Raw genomic sequence first — 19239 nt, forward strand, 5'->3', positions numbered from 1 at the left:
ACATTTTTCTAACGGGAGAGCAACAGATGAATTCCTGCGTCGCACAGAGTGAAGTTATGACGCCCGCAAAACCGGCCTGGCGCGCCGTCTACTCGCTGGGTTTAGGCGTGTTTGGCCTGATAACCGCGGAGTTTCTACCCGCCAGCCTGTTGACCCCGATGGCGTCGAGCCTGGGCGTGAGCGAAGGTATGGCCGGCCAGGCGGTGACCGCTACCGCGCTGGTCGCCCTGGTGAGCGGATTATTGATTGCCGCCGCAACGAAAAATATCGACAGGCGCTGGGTGCTGATGTTCTTTTCAGTGCTACAAATCGTCTCAAGCCTGATGGTCGCGTTTGCGCCTGGACTGCAGGTTCTCCTGCTCGGTCGGCTGCTTCTGGGGGTAGCCATCGGGGGATTCTGGGCGATGTCGACCGCCACCGCCATGCGTCTGGTACCGGCAGATAAAGTGCCGAAGGCGCTGGCGGTGATTTTCTCCAGCGTCTCCGTCGCCACGGTGGTCGCGGCACCGCTCGGCAGCTATCTCGGCGCAATGATTGGCTGGCGCAATGTGTTTCTGCTCTGCACCGTGCCGAGCATCCTGGCGCTGTTGTGGCAGCTGTGGGTATTACCATCAATGCGTCCGGAAAGCAGCGGCAGCCTCAGTACCCTGTTCCGGGTACTGCGTCGCCCGGGGATGATCGGCGGCATGCTGGCGACGATCCTGATTTTTAGCGGTCACTTTGCGTTCTTCACCTATCTGCGACCGTTCCTCGAAACCGTCGGTCAGGCGAGCGTCGAGAGCGTATCGCTGATCCTGCTTGGCTTTGGGGTGGCAAACTTTATTGGGACCTCCGTGGCGGGGTACCTGTTGTCGCGCAGCCTGCGGATGACGCTGGCGCTGGTGCCGTTCGTGATGGGCGTTCTGGCCTTGATGCTGGTGGCGTTTGGCCATCTGGCGGCGATCGACGGCCTGCTGGTAGCGCTATGGGGCTTTGCCTTCGGGCTGGTGCCGGTCGGCTGGTCGACATGGCTTGCCCGAACGGTACCGGATGAAGCTGAAAGCGCGGGGGGGCTGCTGGTGGCGTCTATTCAGCTTGCCATCAGCGCGGGGGCCGCGGGTGGTGGAATGGTGTTCGACCTCAACGGTGCCAGCGGCGTGTTTACCGGCAGCGGGCTGCTGCTGGTGACCGCGATGGTTATCGTCTTCCTTGGCGTGCGGGTCACGCCGCGGGTTCAGGGAGAAGAGTAATAAAAACGGGGGCAGATGTGCCCCCGTGGTTTAGCGTATCCAGATAGTCAGCAAAATAATAACAACCGCGAAGAGGATGACCGTGAGAAACAGTCTGTCTGGGTTATTCTTTCGCATGCTGCCTCCTGTCTATTGCACGATTTGCCACATGCCGAAAAAAAAGACCAGCATACCGACAATCAAAAATATTACTGACATGAGTGGGTCGTTGGGATTCTGCATCGCGACCTCCTAGAACCATTGGCCAAAACGTTTGATGTAAAAGCGCTTCATTCCCTGAGCGACCAGGCAGTAGCAGAGCAGGGTACCCACCAGCCATGGGAAGTAGCTGAGCGGCAGCGGTACCAGACCCACCATCGTGCCGAGCGGCGAGAATGGAATGTAGATACCAATAGCCATGATGCAGAAGGTGGTCAGCAGCACCGGCAGCGTTGCGCGGCTCTGGATGAACGGGATCTTCTGCGTTCTCAGCATGTGCACCACCAGCGTCTGCGACAGCAGCCCTTCAATAAACCAGCCCGACTGGAACAGCGACTGCATTTCGGCGCTGTTCGCCGCAAAGACGTACCACATCAGCGCAAACGTGGTGATGTCGAAAATCGACGACGTCGGGCCAATCCACAGCATGAAGCGACCGATATTCTTCGCATCCCATTTACGCGGTTTGCGCAGGAACTCTTTGTCCATTTTGTCCCACGGCAGCGACAGCTGAGAGATGTCGTACATCAGGTTCTGGATCAGCAGATGAATCGCCAGCATCGGCAGGAACGGGATAAACGCGCTCGCAACCAGTACTGAGAAGACGTTGCCGAAGTTAGAACTGGCGGTCATGTTCAGGTACTTGATGATATTGCCGAAGGTTTCACGGCCTTTAATCACCCCTTCTTCCAGCACCATCAGGTCTTTTTCCAGCAGGATGATGTCGGAAGACTCCTTGGCGATATCCGCCGCGCTGTCGACCGAGATCCCGACGTCGGCATCACGCAGCGCGGGCGCATCGTTAATACCATCGCCGAGGAAGCCCACCGTGTGGCCGTTTTTCTGCAGCATCTTCAGGATCCGCGATTTCTGCAGCGGGGTGAGTTTGGCAAATACCGAACGCACTTCCACTTCGCGGGCGAGCTCGGTATCGCTCAGGTTTTCAATCTGTGGGCCGGTGAGAATGCTGTGTGAATCAATGCCCACTTCATCACAGATCCGTGCGGTGACGACCGGGTTATCGCCGGTCAGCACCTTCACCGCAACGCCGTTATCACGCAGAGCGGTAATGGCTTTGCTGGCGCTCTCCTTCGGTGGATCGAGGAAGGTGAGCATCCCTTCGATAACCAGCCCTTTCTCGTCCTGCGCGTGCAGCGGCTGCAGCGGCGTTTCGCCGTCGAGTTTGCGGGTGGCGAGCAGCAGTACGCGGAAGCCCTGCTCATTGTACTGATGCGTGCGGGCAACCAGCGTGCAGCGGCGCATTTCATCCAGTTCGATGATGTTATTGCCATCGCGCATATGGGTGGCGACGGTGAGCATCTCCTCAACGGCCCCTTTGCAAATCAGCAGGCGCTCGCCCTGGCGGAAATCCTCCACCGCCACAGACACCCGACGACGGACAAAATCAAACGGCAGTTCGTCGAGCTTGCGGAAATGGCTCTGTACGACCGGGGAGATGCGGCCTTCACCGTAGCGCAGAATGGCTCTGTCCATCAGATTGCGTGCACCGCTCTGGCTGTTGCTGTTGAGCCAGGCGAGGGTCAGTACCCGGTGATCCTCCACGCCGTTGCTGTTCAGATGATGCGCCAGAATAATGTTGTCCTGGGTCAGCGTGCCGGTTTTGTCGGTGCACAGCACGTTCATCGCGCCAAAGTTCTGAATAGCGTTCAGGCGTTTAACGATGACTTTGCGACGCGACATCGCGATAGCACCCTTCGCGAGGTTAGAGCTCACGATCATCGGCAGCATTTCCGGGGTTAAACCCACGGCTACCGCCAGCGCAAACAAAGAGGCTTCCACCCAGTCGCCTTTGGTCAGGCCATTAATCAGCAGCACAATCGGCACCATCACCAGCATGAAGCGGATCAGGAGCCAGCTGACGCTGTTCACGCCGCGATCGAAGGCCGTTTGCGTGCGGGTACCGACGATAGATTTCGCGAGCGATCCAAACCAGGTACGACTACCGGTGGCGACCACCAGCGCACGGGCGGTGCCGCTGGTGACGTTGGTCCCCATCAGGCAGATATTGCCCAGCTCCAGCAGATTCTTTGTGTTCGCATCGTCGCTAACCGACTGGCAGTCCTTGCCGCTGACGTTCGCCATCACGTCGTATTTTTCCACCGGTAGAGATTCGCCGCTGAGGATCGACTGGCTGACGAACAGATCTCGCGACTCCAGCAGACGGACGTCTGCGGGGACCAGATCGCCTGCGGAAAGCAGAATGACGTCGCCGGGGACCAGCTCTTCAATCGGGATCTCTTCGCGCACCGCCTGGCTTTCGGCCGGGCCGCGACGCAGTACGGTGGCGGTCGTCCGGACCATCGATTTCAGCGCCTGCGCCGCTTTGTTAGTGCGAAACTCCTGCCAGAAGCGCAGCAGGCCGCTGAGGCTCACCATCACCACAATAATGGTGACTCCGGTGAGATCGGTTTCGTCACCGCTTTCGTGCGGCAGCCAGTAGTCGGTGAAGAAGCTGACCACGGCGAGCGCCATCAGCACATAGATAAAGGGATTATTAAAAGCCTGCAGCAGCTGAATAATAGCCGGTGGCGCCTTGTCGTGGGCAACCTGGTTCCGGCCATAGTCCTGCAGGCGTTCCATGGCCTCGAAGGTGGTTAAGCCTTCGTGGCTACTGTTCATGCGAGCCAGCGACTGTTCTGGCGTATGACGGGCCTCATTTTCGATCGGGAAACGGGTTTTGTGCTGCTTTTCGAGCTCAGCGCTGTGCAGCTTATTTTTGCGGTTTTCAATGTTGATGTCAGTCATAATAATATCCTCGCTCAGGACGTGACATACCCTGCATTAATTCATGCATAATATTTTTTATTATTTAATGGCGCTTATTACTTCAACCCTGAAATAAAGACAACGGGAGGCCGTAACCTGATTTATTCCGGTCTAAGAACCACAGGAATACGCCAGGTTTTTTTAAGCACGCCAGATTTCCTCGTCAGTGAAGACGATTAGCGTTTTTTCCGGGGTGGAGGGAATAATGTATTGGTAAACAGTAACATAACGACACCTCACGAAGTCAACTTCGCGTAACCTGTTTGTGGGGCAATCGTCAGTATGGAGAGATTGCTGCCCGCCGGATTTGGCAAGCAGCGGCAGGAATACGTCGCTTAGCTTGCCTTGTTAATAAATAAAGGGTGACTGTCCAACGTATGACTCCTGATATGAAAGTGAAAGTATTATAGCCAGGAAAATAAATAGATAAAGGAAAAAACACACTCTGGTGACAATTTGTTTAATATTGTTATGTCCTGTATTGCGGCATTCGTACGACAATAACGAGGTTAACCCATACTTTGGACGGACAAACTGCATCAACCTGCCGCGCCATCCTTGTGATCAATGTGTGGCAGATCATAAACAATTGATGATTTTCCACAAACCAGTCAACCCGTCTGTGTTCTTTCGCTATAGTATAAGCTCTTGAATGTATTGCGCGCGGTTACTGGATCGGTTCGCTAATGCTTGAAATAAAAAACATCGCCTGCCATCGGGATGAGAGAACTCTCTTCGAGCGTTTATCATTTTCTGTCCTGCCCGGGAACATGGTACAAATCGCCGGGGGTAATGGTGCCGGGAAAACATCGTTGCTGCATTTATTAACCGGGCTGTCGGCGCCGAACGAAGGGCAAATCTGCTGGCAGGGAAAATCGTTGCCCCGGATCCGCGAAGACTGGCAGCGTCATCTGTTGTGGATTGGCCATCAGCCAGGCATCAAAGGCGCGTTAACCGCGGACGAAAATTTACGTTTTTATCATCCTCAGGCCTCACTTGAAGCGCGCTGGCAGGCGCTGGAACAGGTGGGGCTGTTGGGATTCGAAGATCTCCCCACATCGCAACTTTCCGCCGGTCAGCAGCGGCGGGTTGCGCTGGCGCGTCTGTGGCTAAGCGAAGCCTGCTACTGGATCCTTGATGAGCCTTTCACCTCCCTGGATACCGACGGTATCAGCACCCTGACTCTGCGCATGGAGCAGCACGTGGCGAAGGGGGGGGCGCTGATACTCACCACCCATCAGCCGCTGCGCCCGCTCTCGGTACCGCTTCGGACCGTGATGCTGCGTGAGTATGAGGCGGCGGAGGTATGATCGGGCAGATTTTCAGGCGCGATCTGCGCCTCGCGTTTCGCCATCTGGCGGAAGTGGTCAACCCGCTGTGGTTTTTTCTGATTATCGTCACTTTATTTCCCCTGGCTATTGGCCCGGAGCCGCAGCTCCTGCGGCAAATTGCGCCCGGTATCGTCTGGGTTGCGGCACTGCTGGCGTCGCTGCTGGCGATGGACAGGCTGTTTCGTGATGACTGGCAGGATGGCTCGCTCCAGCAAATGATGCTGATGCCGGTACCGTTATCAATGGTGGTGCTGGCGAAGGTGGCGGCGCACTGGGTGGTCTCCGGGCTGCCGCTGCTGATTATCTCGCCGCTCATCGCCATGCTGTTTGGCCTTTCGGTTGATGAATGGCAGGTGCTGGCGCTGACTCTGCTGCTGGGAACGCCGACCCTGAGTTTTATCGGCGCTATTGGCGTGGGGCTAACCGTTGGCCTGCGGCGCGGTGGTGTTCTGCTGAGCCTGCTGGTGCTGCCGTTAACGATCCCGCTGCTTATCTTTGCTACCGGCGCGGTCAACGCGGCGCAGATGCAGCTGCCGATTGACGGTTATCTGGCGGTGCTCGGCGCGTTTCTGGCGGCAAGCGCCACTTTAAGCCCGTTCGCCACCGCGGCGGCATTACGTATCAGCGTGCAATAGAGGCGATAAACATGTGGAAAGCGTTACATCAACTGGCCATTCCTGAGCGCCTGTACGGTATCTGCGGCCGCTGCATAGCGCCTGCGGCATTGCTCAGCGCGCTGTTGCTGGTGGTGGGCTGTATATGGGGATTTGGCTACGCGCCCGCCGATTATCAGCAGGGTGAAAGCTATCGAATTATGTACCTGCACGTCCCGGCGGCTATCTGGTCGATGGGGATTTATGCCTCGATGGCGATAGCCGCGTTCATCGGCCTGGTCTGGCAGATGAAGATGGCGGAAAACGCGGTGATGGCGATGGCCTTACCCGGTGCGGTGTACACCTTTATCTCCCTGGTAACCGGCTCGGTGTGGGGAAAGCCGATGTGGGGGACCTGGTGGGTGTGGGATGCGCGCCTCACCTCGGAGCTGGTGCTGCTGTTTCTCTATGTCGGAGTGATTGCCCTGTATAACGCCTTCGATGACCGCCGCCTGGCCGGGCGCGCCGCCGGGCTGCTGGTGCTGGTGGGGGTGCTGAACCTGCCGATTATTCACTTCTCGGTGCAGTGGTGGAACACGCTGCATCAGGGCTCGACCAATATGCAGCAGACCATCGATCCCTCGATGCGTATGCCGCTGCGGCTGACGATTTTCGGCTTCCTGTTTCTGTTTATTACCCTGACCCTGATGCGGCTGCGCAACATTATTCTACACCAGGAGCGCCGTCGCCCGTGGGTGGTGCTGCTGGCGAACGGAAAGAAAAAAGAGGTTAACTCATGACGAGTGCGTTTCACTCCTGGAGTGAATTCTGGCAAATGGGCGGTTATGCCTTTTATGTCTGGCTGGCGGTGGCGGTGACGGCGCTGTCGCTGGCGCTGCTGGTGTGGCATACCCGCTGGCAGCGGCGGGCATTGCTGGCCGGGGTACGCCGCCAGCAGGCGCGCGAACGGCGAGTTGCCGCCGCGCGGGTAAAAGGAGCATCACTGTGAATCCACGGCGTAAAACGCGTCTTTGGCTCGCCTGCGGCGTGCTGGCCGGACTGGGGTTGACCGTCGGGCTGGTGCTGTATGCGCTCAGTTCCAATATCGATCTGTTCTACACCCCCGGCGAGGTCATCTATGGTAAACGCGAGAACGGGCGTAAGCCGGAGCCTGGTCAGCGGCTGCGGGTAGGGGGAATGGTCATGCCCGGCAGCGTGCAGCGTGACGCCAGAACGCTGGATGTGACCTTTAAACTGTACGATGCCCGTGGGGTGGTGGCGGTGAGCTACACCGGCATTCTGCCCGCGCTGTTCCGCGAAGGTCAGGGCGTTGTGGCCCAGGGGACGTTGCAGGACGGCACCCACATTCGCGCCAAAGAGGTGCTCGCCAAACACGATGAAAATTACACCCCGCCGGAGATAAAAGAGGCCATGCAGGATAATCACACCGAGGGCGCCCGCCAATGATCCCGGAGATCGGTCACTTTCTGTTATGCCTCGCGCTGGGTATCTCCTGCCTGCTGGGACTGTACCCGGCATGGGGGGCCATGCGCGACGACCGGCGGATGATGGCGCTGGCAAAGCCGCTGGCCTGCGCCATGTTTGCCGCCATCTTCGGTTCGTTTTTGATTCTGGTGTATGCCTTCGTGGTCAACGATTTCACCGTCCAGTACGTGGTCAGCAACTCGAACACGCTGCTGCCGGTCTGGTATCGGGTGGCGGCAACCTGGGGCGCGCATGAAGGTTCGCTGCTGCTGTGGGTGCTGCTGATGAGCGGCTGGACCTTCGCGGTGGCGGCGCTGAGCCGCAACATCCCGCTGGAAGCCTCCTCAAGGGTGCTGGCGGTAATGGGCATGATCTCCTTTTGCTTCCTGGCGTTTATCCTGCTCACCTCCAACCCGTTCGTACGCACGCTGCCGGATTTCCCGATTGAAGGTCGTGACCTCAACCCAATGCTGCAGGATATCGGGCTTATCTTCCATCCGCCGATGCTGTATATGGGCTACGTGGGCTTCTCTGTCGCCTTTGCGTTTGCGATAGCCTCGCTGATGACCGGACGGCTGGACAGCGCCTGGGCGCGCTGGTCACGCCCGTGGACGCTGGCGGCGTGGAGTTTTCTCACCGTCGGCATCGTGCTCGGCTCCGCGTGGGCTTACTACGAGCTGGGCTGGGGCGGCTGGTGGTTCTGGGATCCGGTTGAAAACGCCTCGCTGATGCCGTGGCTGGCGGGCACGGCGCTGATACACTCGCTGTCGGTGACTGAAAAGCGCGGCAGCTTCAAGTCGTGGACCGTACTGTTGGCGATCCTCGCGTTTTCGCTGTGCCTGCTCGGCACTTTCCTCGTGCGGTCCGGGGTGCTGATTTCGGTGCACTCCTTCGCCTCCGACCCGACGCGCGGCATGTTCATTCTCGCACTGCTGGTGATAACCATCGGCGGCTCGCTACTGCTGTTTGCCCTCAAGGGCGGTAAGGTGCGATCACGGGTGCAGCACGAACTGTGGTCGCGGGAGTCGCTGCTGCTGGGTAACAACATTCTGCTGGTGGCGGCCATGCTGGTGGTGCTGCTCGGTACGCTGCTGCCGCTGGTGCATAAACTGCTCGGCCTGGGCAGCATCTCTATCGGCGAACCGTTCTTTAACTCCATGTTTATTGCGCTGATGATCCCGTTCGCGTTGCTGCTGGGTATCGGGCCGCTGGTGCGCTGGCGGCGCGATGAGTTCCATAAGCTGCGTAAACGGCTGCTGATTGCCGCCGGTGTATCGGTGGTGCTGGCGGTCGTCCTGCCATGGCTGCTCCAGGACAGTATTAAGGCGATGACCGTACTCGGGCTCCTGATGTCGTTATGGGCGCTGGTACTGACGGTGATGGAAGTGGTGGAGCGGGCGACCGATCGCCACACGTTCTGGCGCGGGCTCACGCGTCTTGGCCGCAGCCACTGGGGAATGGTGGCCGGGCACGTTGGGCTGGTGGTAACGGTCATTGGCATTGCCTTCAGCCAGAACTACAGCATCGAGCGCGATGTGCGCATGAAGCCGGGTGATAGCGTCGATATTCACCAGTATCACTTTGTTTTCCGTGACGTTCATGACATTACCGGCCCCAACTATATGGGCGGGGCAGGGATTATTGAGGTGACGAAAGCAGGGAAGCACGTCAGCACCCTGCGTGCCGAGAAGCGTATTTACATGAGCAGCCGGATGGAGATGACCGAAGCGGCTATCGACGGCGGCCTGGCGCGGGATCTGTACGCGGCGCTGGGAGAAGAGCTGGATGACGGTAGCTGGGCGGTGCGTCTGTACTATAAACCTTTCGTCCGCTGGATCTGGTTTGGCGGGATGCTGATGGCGCTGGGGGGCGTGCTGTGCATCCTCGACCCACGCTACCGTTTACGTAAATCGCTGCCGGAGGGTGCTCAATGAACCGCAACGTGTTATTCCTGCCGCTGGTGATTTTTCTGCTGCTGGCGGCGGCGCTGATGTGGCAGCTGCTGCGCAACAACGACGGCGATGACCCGAGCATGCTGGAGTCGGCCCTGATTGGCAAACCGCTGCCGCCGTTTCGCCTGGCATCGCTGGAGCAGCCCGACCAGATGCTTGATAACGCGACGCTTATCAATGGTAAACCGTTGCTGATTAACGTCTGGGCCACCTGGTGCCCAACCTGTCGCGCTGAACATCAGTATCTGCGAAGTCTTGCGGCTGACGGTATCCGCATCGTTGGTATCAATTACAAAGATGACCGCCAGAAGGCGGTGACCTGGCTAAAAACGCTCGGCAACCCTTACGTGCAGAACGTGTTTGATGGCGACGGGATGTTCGGGCTCGATCTCGGCGTCTATGGCGCGCCGGAAACCTTCCTCATCGACGGAAAAGGTATTATTCGCTACCGCCACGCGGGGGACGTCAACGCCCGGGTCTGGCAGCAGGAAATCCAGCCGCTATGGGATAAATACAGCAAGGAGGGCGGCGCATGAGGGTTGTGCTAATGATGCTGCTGGCGGGGATGCTGTCGTTTCAGACGCTGGCGGCGATTGATACTTATGCGTTTAAAAATGAAGCGCAGGAGCAGCAGTTTCGCCAACTGACCGGACAGCTGCGCTGCCCGAAATGCCAGAACAATAGCATCGCCGATTCTAATTCGATGATTGCCGCCGACATGCGCAAAAAGGTGTGGCAGCTTATGCAGGAAGGCCAGAGTAATCAGCAGATTATCGATTACATGGTGGCGCGCTACGGGAACTTCGTCACCTACGAACCGCCGGTTACGCCGTCGACGATTATTCTCTGGCTGCTGCCGTCGTTATTCGTGCTGGGGGGCGTGGCGGTGGTGATACGCCTGAGCCGTCGTCCGCGCAAGACTGCGCTGACCCCGCAGGAGCAGGCGCGCCTGCAACGCCTGCTGGATGAAAATAAAAGGACGCCAAAATGATGGCCGCTTTCATCGTCATGTTCGTTCTGCTGCTGGCGACAGTAGGGCTGCTGTTCTATCCCTGGTCCGGCAGGCAGCGCGTCGACCGAAATACCATGAACCATATGATCTACCGTGCGCGGATGCAGGAGCTCGGCGAGGATCTGTCGGCAATTGATGAAACGCAGCAGCAGAAGCTGGTAAACGAACTACGTCTTAACCTGTTGGAAGATTTGCCCGAATCGGCAGAAACCGCTGGTAAACGCGGTGGGGTTTGGGTGTATATTCTCGGAGCGGCCATTCTTACCCTGCTAACGGTAGGGGTATTTGTGCGCACCGGGTCGGTAACCCGGGTGATGGAGTGGCAGCAGGTGGTTGAGCAGACCCCGCAGCTGGTGCAGCGGGTGATGGACTCACAGGGCAAGCCGCTCTCACGTGAAGAGCTGTTCCGTCTGGCGCTGGGGCTGCGAACCCGCCTGCAGCAGTATCCGCAAAATACGGTGAGCTGGATAATGCTGGGGCGCCTGCAGATGGTGCTGAACAATCCGGGTGAGGCGCTGCAGGCGTTTGATAAAGCCAGGGGGTTAGCGCCGCAAAACCCAGAAGCGCAACTGGGATATGTGGAAGCGCTGCTTCATTCCAGCGATCCGAACGATAACCGTGAGGCGCAGCAGCTGCTCGATTCGCTGCTGAAAACCAATCACGACGATGTGCGGGTGCTGAGCCTGGTGGCGTTTAACGCCTTTGAGCATCAGCAATATGACAAAGCGATCGGCGCCTGGCAGTTAATGCTGCAATTGTTACCCGCAGACGACCCGCAGCGGATCATTCTGCTTCGTAGCATTGAGCAGGCGAAAAAAGAACAAGCCGCTACACTGAAATAAGTTCATTGGCCCTCAGGGCCAATGATTTCTTTTTGAAAATTTAACGTACCGTCATTATCGGCGGGTAACACCGTATTATCCGCCGATGGCGCCGGGTATTCGCGAAATTTATTGATTCAGAAGGTGACTGTTATCGCTATAAATATATTTATATAGCGATGGCGGTCTGGCAGGGATTATTGCGTCTTATATACCGATAAGGGTTGAATAATAAAATGAGCAAGCTTTCACTGGAACGTTCTGGCAGGCGAAAAATTATTTTTATTGCGCTGCTGGCGGGCATCATCCTTGGCGTGGTGCTACTGGCGGGGACTTTCACCATTATGCACAAAACCAGCGATACGGCATTTTGTGTTTCCTGCCACACCATGCAGCAACCGCTGGCGGAATATCAGGGCAGCGTCCACTTTCAGAATGATAAAGGTATTCGTGCCGAATGCGCGGACTGTCATGTTCCCCATCAGCCCGTCGATTATATGCTGACCAAAATCGGTGCACTAAAAGATGTGTGGGGGGAAATGACCGGCAAGATTAATACACCGGAAAAATATGAGGCGCATAAGCTGGCGATGGCCCAGAGCGTATGGGCAGATTTGAAAAAGAATGATTCGGCGACCTGCCGCTCCTGCCATAACTACAACGCGATGGATATTCTGGCGCAAACCCCGGAAGCCCGTAAGCAGCACCCGGTGGCTATCAAAGAGGGGCAAACCTGTATTGACTGCCACAAAGGCGTCGCCCACATCCTGCCGAACATGAGCGGCCTGGCGGCGGCCGGTGCCAGCGAGCTGGCAAATGCTGCGGCGAAGACCCCGGCATCTGCCACCACTCTCTACACCATTCAGACCCAGCCGTTCTGGCTCTCCGACAAGGCCGGCGATCATAACGACGGCAACCTGATGGCCTCAACGGAAGTCAAAGTGGTGAAACGCGAAGGCGACATGGTGCAGGCCGACGTGCAGGGCTGGCAGCAGGATGGTGTGACCGAAGCCTTCTATGCCGCGCGCGGCAAACGCATTATGAGCGCCTTGCTTGGCGAAGAGGCACGTAAAAATCTGAAGGTTAACAGCACCGTCACCGACGACGAGACCAAACAGGTCTGGCACGAGGTGAGCCTCCAGGTCTGGCTACCGGCGAAAAACCTGATTGGCGATCAGCAAAAAATCTGGAGTTACGCTTCCGATCTGATGGCCAACAACTGTACCGGCTGCCACGGTCTGACCGAGCTCAACCGCTTTAACGCCAACCAGTGGATCGGGGTGGTGAAAGGGATGTCGGGCCGTACTTCACTGACCCAGGAACAGGTGCGCCTGCTGACGCAATACGTACAAAAACATGCCAGCGACATGCCTGCCGCTGCCGGACAGACCCAACAATAAGGAGAGCCATGATGAAGAAGAATAACGAAACCCGCATGGCTGCTGTCAATGAGCAATCCGCTATGAATGTCACCCGCCGCCGTTTTCTGGCGGGGGCCGGGGCGTTACTGGCGGCACCTGTACTGGCTGGGCTGTGGCCGCGTTCGGCGCTGGCGGAAGCCATCAGTCAGGCATTGCCACAGTTTGTGGCTCTGCGCCAGGCGGAAAGCGGGATCCTCACCGGCGCCCACTGGGGGGCGTTCGAGGCCATCGTCCGCGAGGGCAAAATGGTGGATGTGCGGCCGATAAAAGACGATCCGTATCCGAACGAACTGATAACGATGGCACCGCATCAGGTTCATGCGCCCAACCGTATCAAATACCCGATGGTGCGTAAAAGCTGGCTGGAGGGCGGGGCGAAGGACAGTAAACCAGAGCTGCGCGGGCGCGATGAATGGGTGCGGGTGAGCTGGGACAAGGCCATGCACCTGGTGGCGGCGGAAATCAGCCGTCTGCAAAAAGAGCACGGCCCGTCGTCGATTTATGCCGGTTCTTACGGCTGGAAGAGCGTCGGGATGTTCCACAACCCGCGCACGTTGCTCCAGCGCATGATGAACCTTGCGGGCGGCTTTGTTGGCTACTCCGGCGACTACTCAACCGGGGCCGCGCAGGTGATTATGCCGCACGTGGTCGGTTCGGTTGAAGTGTATGAGCAGCAGACCGCGTGGCCGAACGTTATCGAAAACACCCAACTGGTGGTGATGATTGGCTGCAACCCGATGATCACGTTGAAAAACAGCTGGAACCTGCCCGATCACGTCAGCCAGACCGGCTTTGAGGCGCTGAAGAAAAAAGGCACGCGGATGGTCTGTATCGATCCTGTGCATAGCGACAGCGCCCGCGAGCTGGGCGCCGAGTGGATCAGTCCGCACAGCTACACCGACTGTGCGCTGATGGCGGGGATCGCCCATACGCTGTTGACCGAGAAGCTGCACAATACCGATTTCCTGAAAACCTACACCGTCGGCTTTGATAAGTTTGCGGAATATCTGACCGGCAAGGACGATGGCGTGGTGAAAGACGCGGCCTGGGCGGCGGATATCAGCGGCGTGGATGCAGCGGTTATCCAGCAGCTGGCGCGGGATATGGCGAAAAACCGCACCATGATCATGGGTGGCTGGGGTATTCAGCGCCAGCACCACGGTGAGCAGGCGCACTGGATGATGGTCACCCTGGCCTCGATGCTCGGGCAGATTGGTTTACCCGGTGGTGGCTTCGGCTTCAGCTATCACTACTCGTCCGGCGGCAGCCCAACGGCGCGCGGTGGTATCCTTGCCGGGATTTCGGCAGGCAGCCCGACGTCGCCCGCAGCCAAAACGATCGCTCCGTTCCCGGTGGCGCGTATCGCCGATGTGCTGGCAAATCCAGGAAAAACCATCGACTACAACGGTACTAAAGTCACCTACCCGGACATCAAAATGGTCTACGTGGCGGGGGGCAACACCTTTCACCAGCACCAGGACACCAACAACCTGGTGAAAGCCTGGCAAAGCCCGGAAACGGTGGTGGTCAACGAACCCTACTGGACGGCGACGGCGAAGCATGCCGATATTGTGCTGCCGGTGACCACCACCTATGAGCGCAACGACATGGACATGGGCGGCGACTATTCGCAGCTGTATGTTTTCCCGCTGCATCAGTGTGTGCCGCCGCAGCATGAAGCGAAAAACGACTTCGACGTTTTTGCCGGTATTTCGGAGATCCTCGGCGTTCACGATGCATTCACCGAGGGCAAGGATGAGATGCTGTGGCTGAAGGGGATGTACGACGAGATGAAAACTCAGGCGCGTAACGCCCGGGTGGCGCTGCCGCCGTTCGACATGTTCTGGGCATCGAATAACTATATTCGTTTCCCGATCCCGGAAGAGAATAAACAGTGGGTACGCTTCGCTGATTTTCGTGAAAACCCGCTGCTTAATCCGCTGGGGACGCCGTCGGGTAAAATCGAGATCTACTCGGACGCGATTGCCAAAATGCAATATGACGACTGTAAGGCGATCCCCACCTGGATGCCACCGCACGAGTGGTACCGCGGACCGGAGGCGGAGAAGTATCCACTGTCGCTCAACACCGGACACCCGATCAACCGTCTGCACTCGCAGCTTGATAACACGCCGCTGCGTAAGAAGTATGCCGTGGCGGACAGAGAGGCCATCTGGGTGCATCCGAAAGATGCCAGCGCGCGCGGTATTAATAACGGTGACCTGGTGCGGGCGTTTAACGAGCGCGGGCAGATCCTCGTGGGTGCGGTCGTCACCGACCACGTGCGTGAAGGGGTCGTGCGCATCAGCGAGGGGGCATGGTTCGACCCGGCCGAACCGTCACAGCCCGGCTCGCTGTGTAAGAATGGTAACGTCAACTGCCTGACCTTTGACGTTGGCTCCTCGAGCCTGGCGCAGGGAAACTGCGGGCAGATGAGCCAGCTGCAGATCGAAAAATACACCGGACCGGTGCTGCAAAATACCGCCCACGATGTGCCCGTCGGGGCATAATTTCGGGCGCTGAAAACGAAAAATCCACGCAACGGCGTGGATTTTTTATTGCCAGGCGCGGGAAAAGCGGGTGTTGATTTCTCGCCGTGGTTCCTTTAGGCTTACTCTACAAGGTGATGGTGTTCCACCTTTCCCAACCGCCGGCATTCAGCCGGATGATGACGCCTGATATACAACGTTTATTTTGCCTTCAGGGCATGTATGTCAGGTATCGTTATGAAAAATCAAACTACATTTTCCGCTATTTCTTCAGCGCTTTCCGGTGAAAGCGACGACGTCATTCGTGTTTTTGGTCACCTCAACCCGGACAGCGACAGCATCTGTAGCGCCCTTGTGGTCGCAGACTGGCTTAATGCCACCGGAAGAGCGGCACGTCCTTATCGCCTGGGGGAGTTAACGCCGGAAACCCGCTATATCCTCAACGCCGCCGGGGCGCCACAGCCCGCTCTGTTGACAGAACCGCTGACAGATAAAAAAGTCTGGCTGGTGGATTTCACCGACGTCGAGCAGGGGCCTTCCACGCTCGCCCAGAGCGACGTGGTGGGCATCATTGATCATCACCGTATCGGCACCTTAATCACCAAAAATCCACCAGACTGCTGGATCCGCGCGGTAGGATGCTGCGCCACGATTGTCCTGTCTCTGTTGATGGCAGACAGCCGGGTGGTGCTCAGCACTGCACAAGCCACGCTGCTGCTGGGGGCTATTCTTAGTGATACGGTAGTACTCACCAGCCCCACCACCACGCCTCAGGACAGACAGGCCGTTGCTACGCTGCGCGACAGTATTGGTCAGGATTACGACACTTTCGTCAGCGGCCTTCTGCGGGCGAAAACGTCGCTGCAGGGGCAATCAGCTGCGCAACTGCTACACCGCGATGCCAAGCAGTACCGGATCCACGGCGTCTCCCTCCTGTTGTCACAACTCGAACTGCGCGATATGGCTGATGTTGCCCCCTGTTTGCCAGCGTTGCTGCAGGAGGCCGAACAGACCCGGCAGGCCACTGGCCTTGATATGGTGGTGCTGATGTTGACTGATATTACCCACCGTAACTCCACGCTCTATTTCTCTGAAAACCATTTTATTGAAACCAGCAAGATCTCACTGCTGGGAATGACCAGTCGCAAGAAGGACATTCTGCCGTGGCTGACTGACTGCTTAGCCGTGCAACCGGGGTGAGGCAACACGCCGCATCCATTCCTGTCTCCACATTTTCCCGTTAACTAAAGAAGGGTACTTCCATGAGCTATGAAATTAACCGCGTATTCGCAAGAGAAATTCTCGATTCACGAGGAAACCCGACCGTTGAGGTGGAAGTCTCGGTTCAGGGGGGCATGACAGCCAGAGCATCGGTTCCTTCCGGGGCCAGCACCGGTTCGCGCGAGGCTGTTGAACTTCGCGATGGTGATACGCAGCGCTTCGGGGGCAAAGGCGTGCTGAAGGCGATTGAGAATATCAATACCGGTATCAACACGGCCCTGTGCGGTATCGATGTTCGCCAGCAGAAGGCTATCGATAATTGTCTGATTGCTCTTGATGGGACGGAAAACAAAGGGCGTCTTGGCGCTAATGCCATCCTTGGCGTCTCTCTTGCGGTGGCGCGGCTGGCGGCGCAGCTTTCTGACCTGCCGCTTTATCGTTACCTGGGCGGGGTGGGGGCTAATCTTCTGCCGGTGCCTTGCATGAATATTATCAACGGTGGCGTTCATGCCCGCTGGCAGGGTGCTGACTTCCAGGAGTATATGATTGCCCCGTGGGGAGCGTCCTCCGTTCGTGAGGCGATCCGCTGGGGAAGTGAGGTTTATCAGGCTTTACGTCAGGTGTTGCTGGCGAAAGACTTATCTACCGGCGTCGGTGATGAAGGTGGCTTTGCACCAAAGGTGACCTCGAACCGTCAGCCACTGGAGCTGATTGTTGAGGCGATTCAACGTGCGGGATACACCCCGGGGGAGGATATTGTTATCTGCATTGATCCGGCCTCCAGTGAATTTTACTCCAACGGAAAATACCACCTGCACAGCGAAAGCGTTCAGCTTAGCGCCGAAGAGATGACCCGCTATTATGAGCAACTGGTTAATGAATTCCCGGTAGTGCTGATTGAAGACGGTCTCGCGGAGGATGACTGGGCGGGCTGGAAAATTCTCAGCGACGTTCTGGGCAAAAAGGTGGAGCTGGTTGGTGATGATCTGTTTGTGACCAACGTGAAGTACATTCAGCGAGGGATTGATGAGCATCTCGCCAACGCAGCGCTGATTAAACTTAACCAGATAGGGACGCTGAGCGAAACGATTGCAGCGGTACAGCTCTGCCACGACAACGGCTGGGGGGCGTTTATCTCGCATCGCAGCGGCGAAACGGTAGACAGCTTTATCGCTGATATGACGGTGGGTTTACGCGCCGGTCACCTCAAAACCGGAGCGCCGAGCCGAGGCGAGAGGATTGAAAAGTACAATCAGCTGATGCGTATCGAAGATGAACTTGGTGAAGCCGCCGTATTCGCGGGTAAATCAGCGTTTAACATGCGCTAGCCCCGGGAAGGCCTCCCCACATCCGGTGGGGAGGTTTTGCCTACGACTTCCTGGCGCTCTGGCGTTCACGCCATTTGCCGGAGAGCCTCTGATACCAGGGTTCAGGTACCGGGTCAACAATGCTGCGCAGCGCCCGGGCGTAGTCCATCACCAGCCCTGGCGTCCAGGCCATGGACAGCGCCCGTTTACGCACCTGGGCGGCAATCCACAGTTCAGGCATGAACAGCGTTCGCAGGGTGGCACGCAGGTTCTTGCTCTGCTCCGAAAGCACACCATCCAGCGAGGCCTCTAACGCATACGCGACGCTGCTTGAGCAGTTGCGGTAGGTCAGATTGTAGGTGGTAGTCATCCGGTAGCCCTGCCAGTAACGCAGCAACGCCATCCCGTTGTACTGATGGAAGTGGATCTTGCGGTCAGACTCACACCAGTTTGCCGCTTCGGTGGCGTAGTCCGGCTGGAAAACCCCCGGCACGTTATTATCCTGGGTCGCTTTCAGGATATTGAGAAACTCGGAAGGCGAGCGGTCAATATCGGCTGCCGGATACAGACTGATGTAAACATCCGGAGGCAGCTCAAGCGCAGCATGTCCGGTAGAAATGACGCCATCGGTGTCGACCGCCGCGATGTAGCGGTTGATAACCGGGCGGGGGATCGGTGACGTATTGGCGGTGCCCTCCGGGGTCCAGATATGCACCGTCAATGGTCCACTGAAATCAGTACACCCTTCCTCAAACTGACTGTCGCGCGAAGCAGGGCGCTTTTTGAGATCAAACTGCAGATCGGAAGGGGCCAGCAGTTCGAATATCGACAATCCCTCCCTGACACGTCTCGCCCGGAGCGCCAGTCGCACCGTATTGATGCCGCTAATCAACATCAGCGTGCCCAGAAAAACCGGCACCGTAGCTTTGTAGTGCGTCGGGTACGGGCTGAACATAAAGAACGCAAACAGAATTTGCGCAATGCCGCTCAGGAGCGCGTTTTTCCACAGCGGATACCTGACCACCCACGCGGAGGAGATTACAAACAGGCCGATAACGAAGAAGGCAAAACCAAACACAATGGCCAGCAGCAGGTTGCTGTAGGGCTTATCCGAGAGGATAAGGATCGCCACGAAGCAAAAGATCCCCCCCTTGAAATAGAGTACGGCTTTTTGCGCACCGACGCCGCCGGAGGCGATGCTCAGCGTGACCAGACTTTCAAGCAGCAGCAGGGCACCGAAGGCACGCAAAGGGAACCAGGTCACGCCGTCTAACCCGTCGATAAAAATACTTACGCCGAGCACGCCCCACAACATCCCGATAACCATCAGGTATTTTGCTTTATCTCGTATAAATTCGACGCCGAATAACAAAAGAACAATCTGGATCACGGG

Annotated in this window: 17 protein-coding genes and 1 riboswitch; of the genes, 14 read left to right on the plus strand and 3 right to left on the minus strand. The window is 57.5% G+C overall.

Annotated features, from left to right (window positions below; genetic code table 11):
• Positions 1 to 26: 26 nt before the first annotated feature.
• Entirely contained in the window at positions 27 to 1229 is a 1203-nt protein-coding gene (locus GYRE_RS17130) for an MFS transporter (RefSeq protein WP_038256910.1), read from the plus strand.
• 30 nt (positions 1230 to 1259) lie between these two features.
• Here the strand turns inward: GYRE_RS17130 and mgtU are convergent, their stop codons facing one another.
• Both mgtU and mgtA read right to left on the minus strand, forming a co-directional pair.
• Positions 1260 to 1346 (minus strand): magnesium transporter protection protein MgtU, encoded by an 87-nt coding sequence (gene mgtU / locus GYRE_RS25330; protein ID WP_350338166.1) that lies wholly within the window; start codon positions 1344 to 1346, stop codon positions 1260 to 1262.
• Positions 1347 to 1460: 114 nt separating this feature from the next.
• Positions 1461 to 4193, minus strand: a complete 2733-nt coding sequence (mgtA, locus tag GYRE_RS17135) for a magnesium-translocating P-type ATPase (protein ID WP_038256911.1) — start codon at positions 4191 to 4193, stop codon at positions 1461 to 1463.
• Positions 4194 to 4900: 707 nt separating this feature from the next.
• Here mgtA and ccmA point away from each other — a divergent pair.
• The 13 genes from ccmA to eno all read left to right on the plus strand — a co-directional run bounded on the left by ccmA (position 4901) and on the right by eno (position 17867).
• Positions 4901 to 5524, plus strand: coding sequence for a cytochrome c biogenesis heme-transporting ATPase CcmA (ccmA, locus tag GYRE_RS17140; protein WP_038256913.1), 624 nt, complete (start codon positions 4901 to 4903; stop codon positions 5522 to 5524).
• Positions 5521 to 6180 carry a heme exporter protein CcmB gene (gene ccmB / locus GYRE_RS17145; RefSeq protein ID WP_006820366.1) on the plus strand — a complete coding sequence of 220 codons (660 nt, stop codon included), beginning with the start codon at positions 5521 to 5523 and terminating at the stop codon, positions 6178 to 6180. Before ccmA ends, ccmB begins: the two co-directional genes overlap by 4 nt.
• Positions 6181 to 6191: 11 nt before the next feature.
• Entirely contained in the window at positions 6192 to 6938 is a 747-nt protein-coding gene (locus GYRE_RS17150; RefSeq protein WP_038256916.1) for a heme ABC transporter permease, read from the plus strand.
• A complete protein-coding gene (gene ccmD, locus GYRE_RS17155) occupies positions 6935 to 7147 on the plus strand; it encodes a heme exporter protein CcmD (RefSeq protein WP_038256917.1) in 213 nt (70 codons plus the stop codon). The genes GYRE_RS17150 and ccmD overlap by 4 nt, the downstream gene beginning before the upstream one ends.
• Positions 7144 to 7605 carry a cytochrome c maturation protein CcmE gene (ccmE, locus tag GYRE_RS17160; protein ID WP_038256919.1) on the plus strand — a complete coding sequence of 154 codons (462 nt, stop codon included), beginning with the start codon at positions 7144 to 7146 and terminating at the stop codon, positions 7603 to 7605. The genes ccmD and ccmE overlap by 4 nt, the downstream gene beginning before the upstream one ends.
• The gene (locus tag GYRE_RS17165) at positions 7602 to 9557 is read left to right on the plus strand and encodes a heme lyase CcmF/NrfE family subunit (RefSeq protein ID WP_038256921.1); all 1956 of its coding nucleotides are present in this window, start codon (positions 7602 to 7604) and stop codon (positions 9555 to 9557) included. Before ccmE ends, GYRE_RS17165 begins: the two co-directional genes overlap by 4 nt.
• Entirely contained in the window at positions 9554 to 10111 is a 558-nt protein-coding gene (locus GYRE_RS17170) for a DsbE family thiol:disulfide interchange protein (RefSeq protein WP_006820361.1), read from the plus strand. The genes GYRE_RS17165 and GYRE_RS17170 overlap by 4 nt, the downstream gene beginning before the upstream one ends.
• Positions 10108 to 10566 (plus strand): cytochrome c-type biogenesis protein, encoded by a 459-nt coding sequence (locus GYRE_RS17175; RefSeq protein ID WP_038256924.1) that lies wholly within the window; start codon positions 10108 to 10110, stop codon positions 10564 to 10566. Before GYRE_RS17170 ends, GYRE_RS17175 begins: the two co-directional genes overlap by 4 nt.
• Positions 10563 to 11429, plus strand: a complete 867-nt coding sequence (gene ccmI, locus GYRE_RS17180; protein ID WP_051860976.1) for a c-type cytochrome biogenesis protein CcmI — start codon at positions 10563 to 10565, stop codon at positions 11427 to 11429. Before GYRE_RS17175 ends, ccmI begins: the two co-directional genes overlap by 4 nt.
• Positions 11430 to 11644: 215 nt before the next feature.
• The gene (locus GYRE_RS17185) at positions 11645 to 12808 is read left to right on the plus strand and encodes a NapC/NirT family cytochrome c (RefSeq protein ID WP_006820358.1); all 1164 of its coding nucleotides are present in this window, start codon (positions 11645 to 11647) and stop codon (positions 12806 to 12808) included.
• 11 nt (positions 12809 to 12819) lie between these two features.
• Positions 12820 to 15339: a trimethylamine-N-oxide reductase TorA gene (torA, locus tag GYRE_RS17190; protein WP_112471390.1), complete on the plus strand. Its 2520-nt coding sequence runs from the start codon at positions 12820 to 12822 to the stop codon at positions 15337 to 15339.
• A 103-nt stretch (positions 15340 to 15442) separates the two neighbouring features.
• A riboswitch (Fluoride riboswitch) is annotated at positions 15443 to 15514 on the plus strand.
• A 41-nt stretch (positions 15515 to 15555) separates the two neighbouring features.
• The gene (locus GYRE_RS17195; protein WP_051860978.1) at positions 15556 to 16518 is read left to right on the plus strand and encodes a DHHA2 domain-containing protein; all 963 of its coding nucleotides are present in this window, start codon (positions 15556 to 15558) and stop codon (positions 16516 to 16518) included.
• A 62-nt stretch (positions 16519 to 16580) separates the two neighbouring features.
• Complete coding sequence (eno, locus tag GYRE_RS17200; RefSeq protein ID WP_038256927.1) at positions 16581 to 17867, plus strand: phosphopyruvate hydratase; 1287 nt, start codon at positions 16581 to 16583, stop codon at positions 17865 to 17867.
• A 40-nt stretch (positions 17868 to 17907) separates the two neighbouring features.
• Here eno and GYRE_RS17205 read toward each other — a convergent pair whose 3' ends face one another.
• A complete protein-coding gene (locus GYRE_RS17205; protein WP_038256930.1) occupies positions 17908 to 19236 on the minus strand; it encodes a peptidase in 1329 nt (442 codons plus the stop codon).
• Positions 19237 to 19239 lie beyond the last annotated feature (3 nt).

The organism is Yokenella regensburgei ATCC 49455 (genome assembly GCF_000735455.1).
GTDB classification, from domain to species: Bacteria; Pseudomonadota; Gammaproteobacteria; order Enterobacterales; family Enterobacteriaceae; genus Yokenella; species Yokenella regensburgei.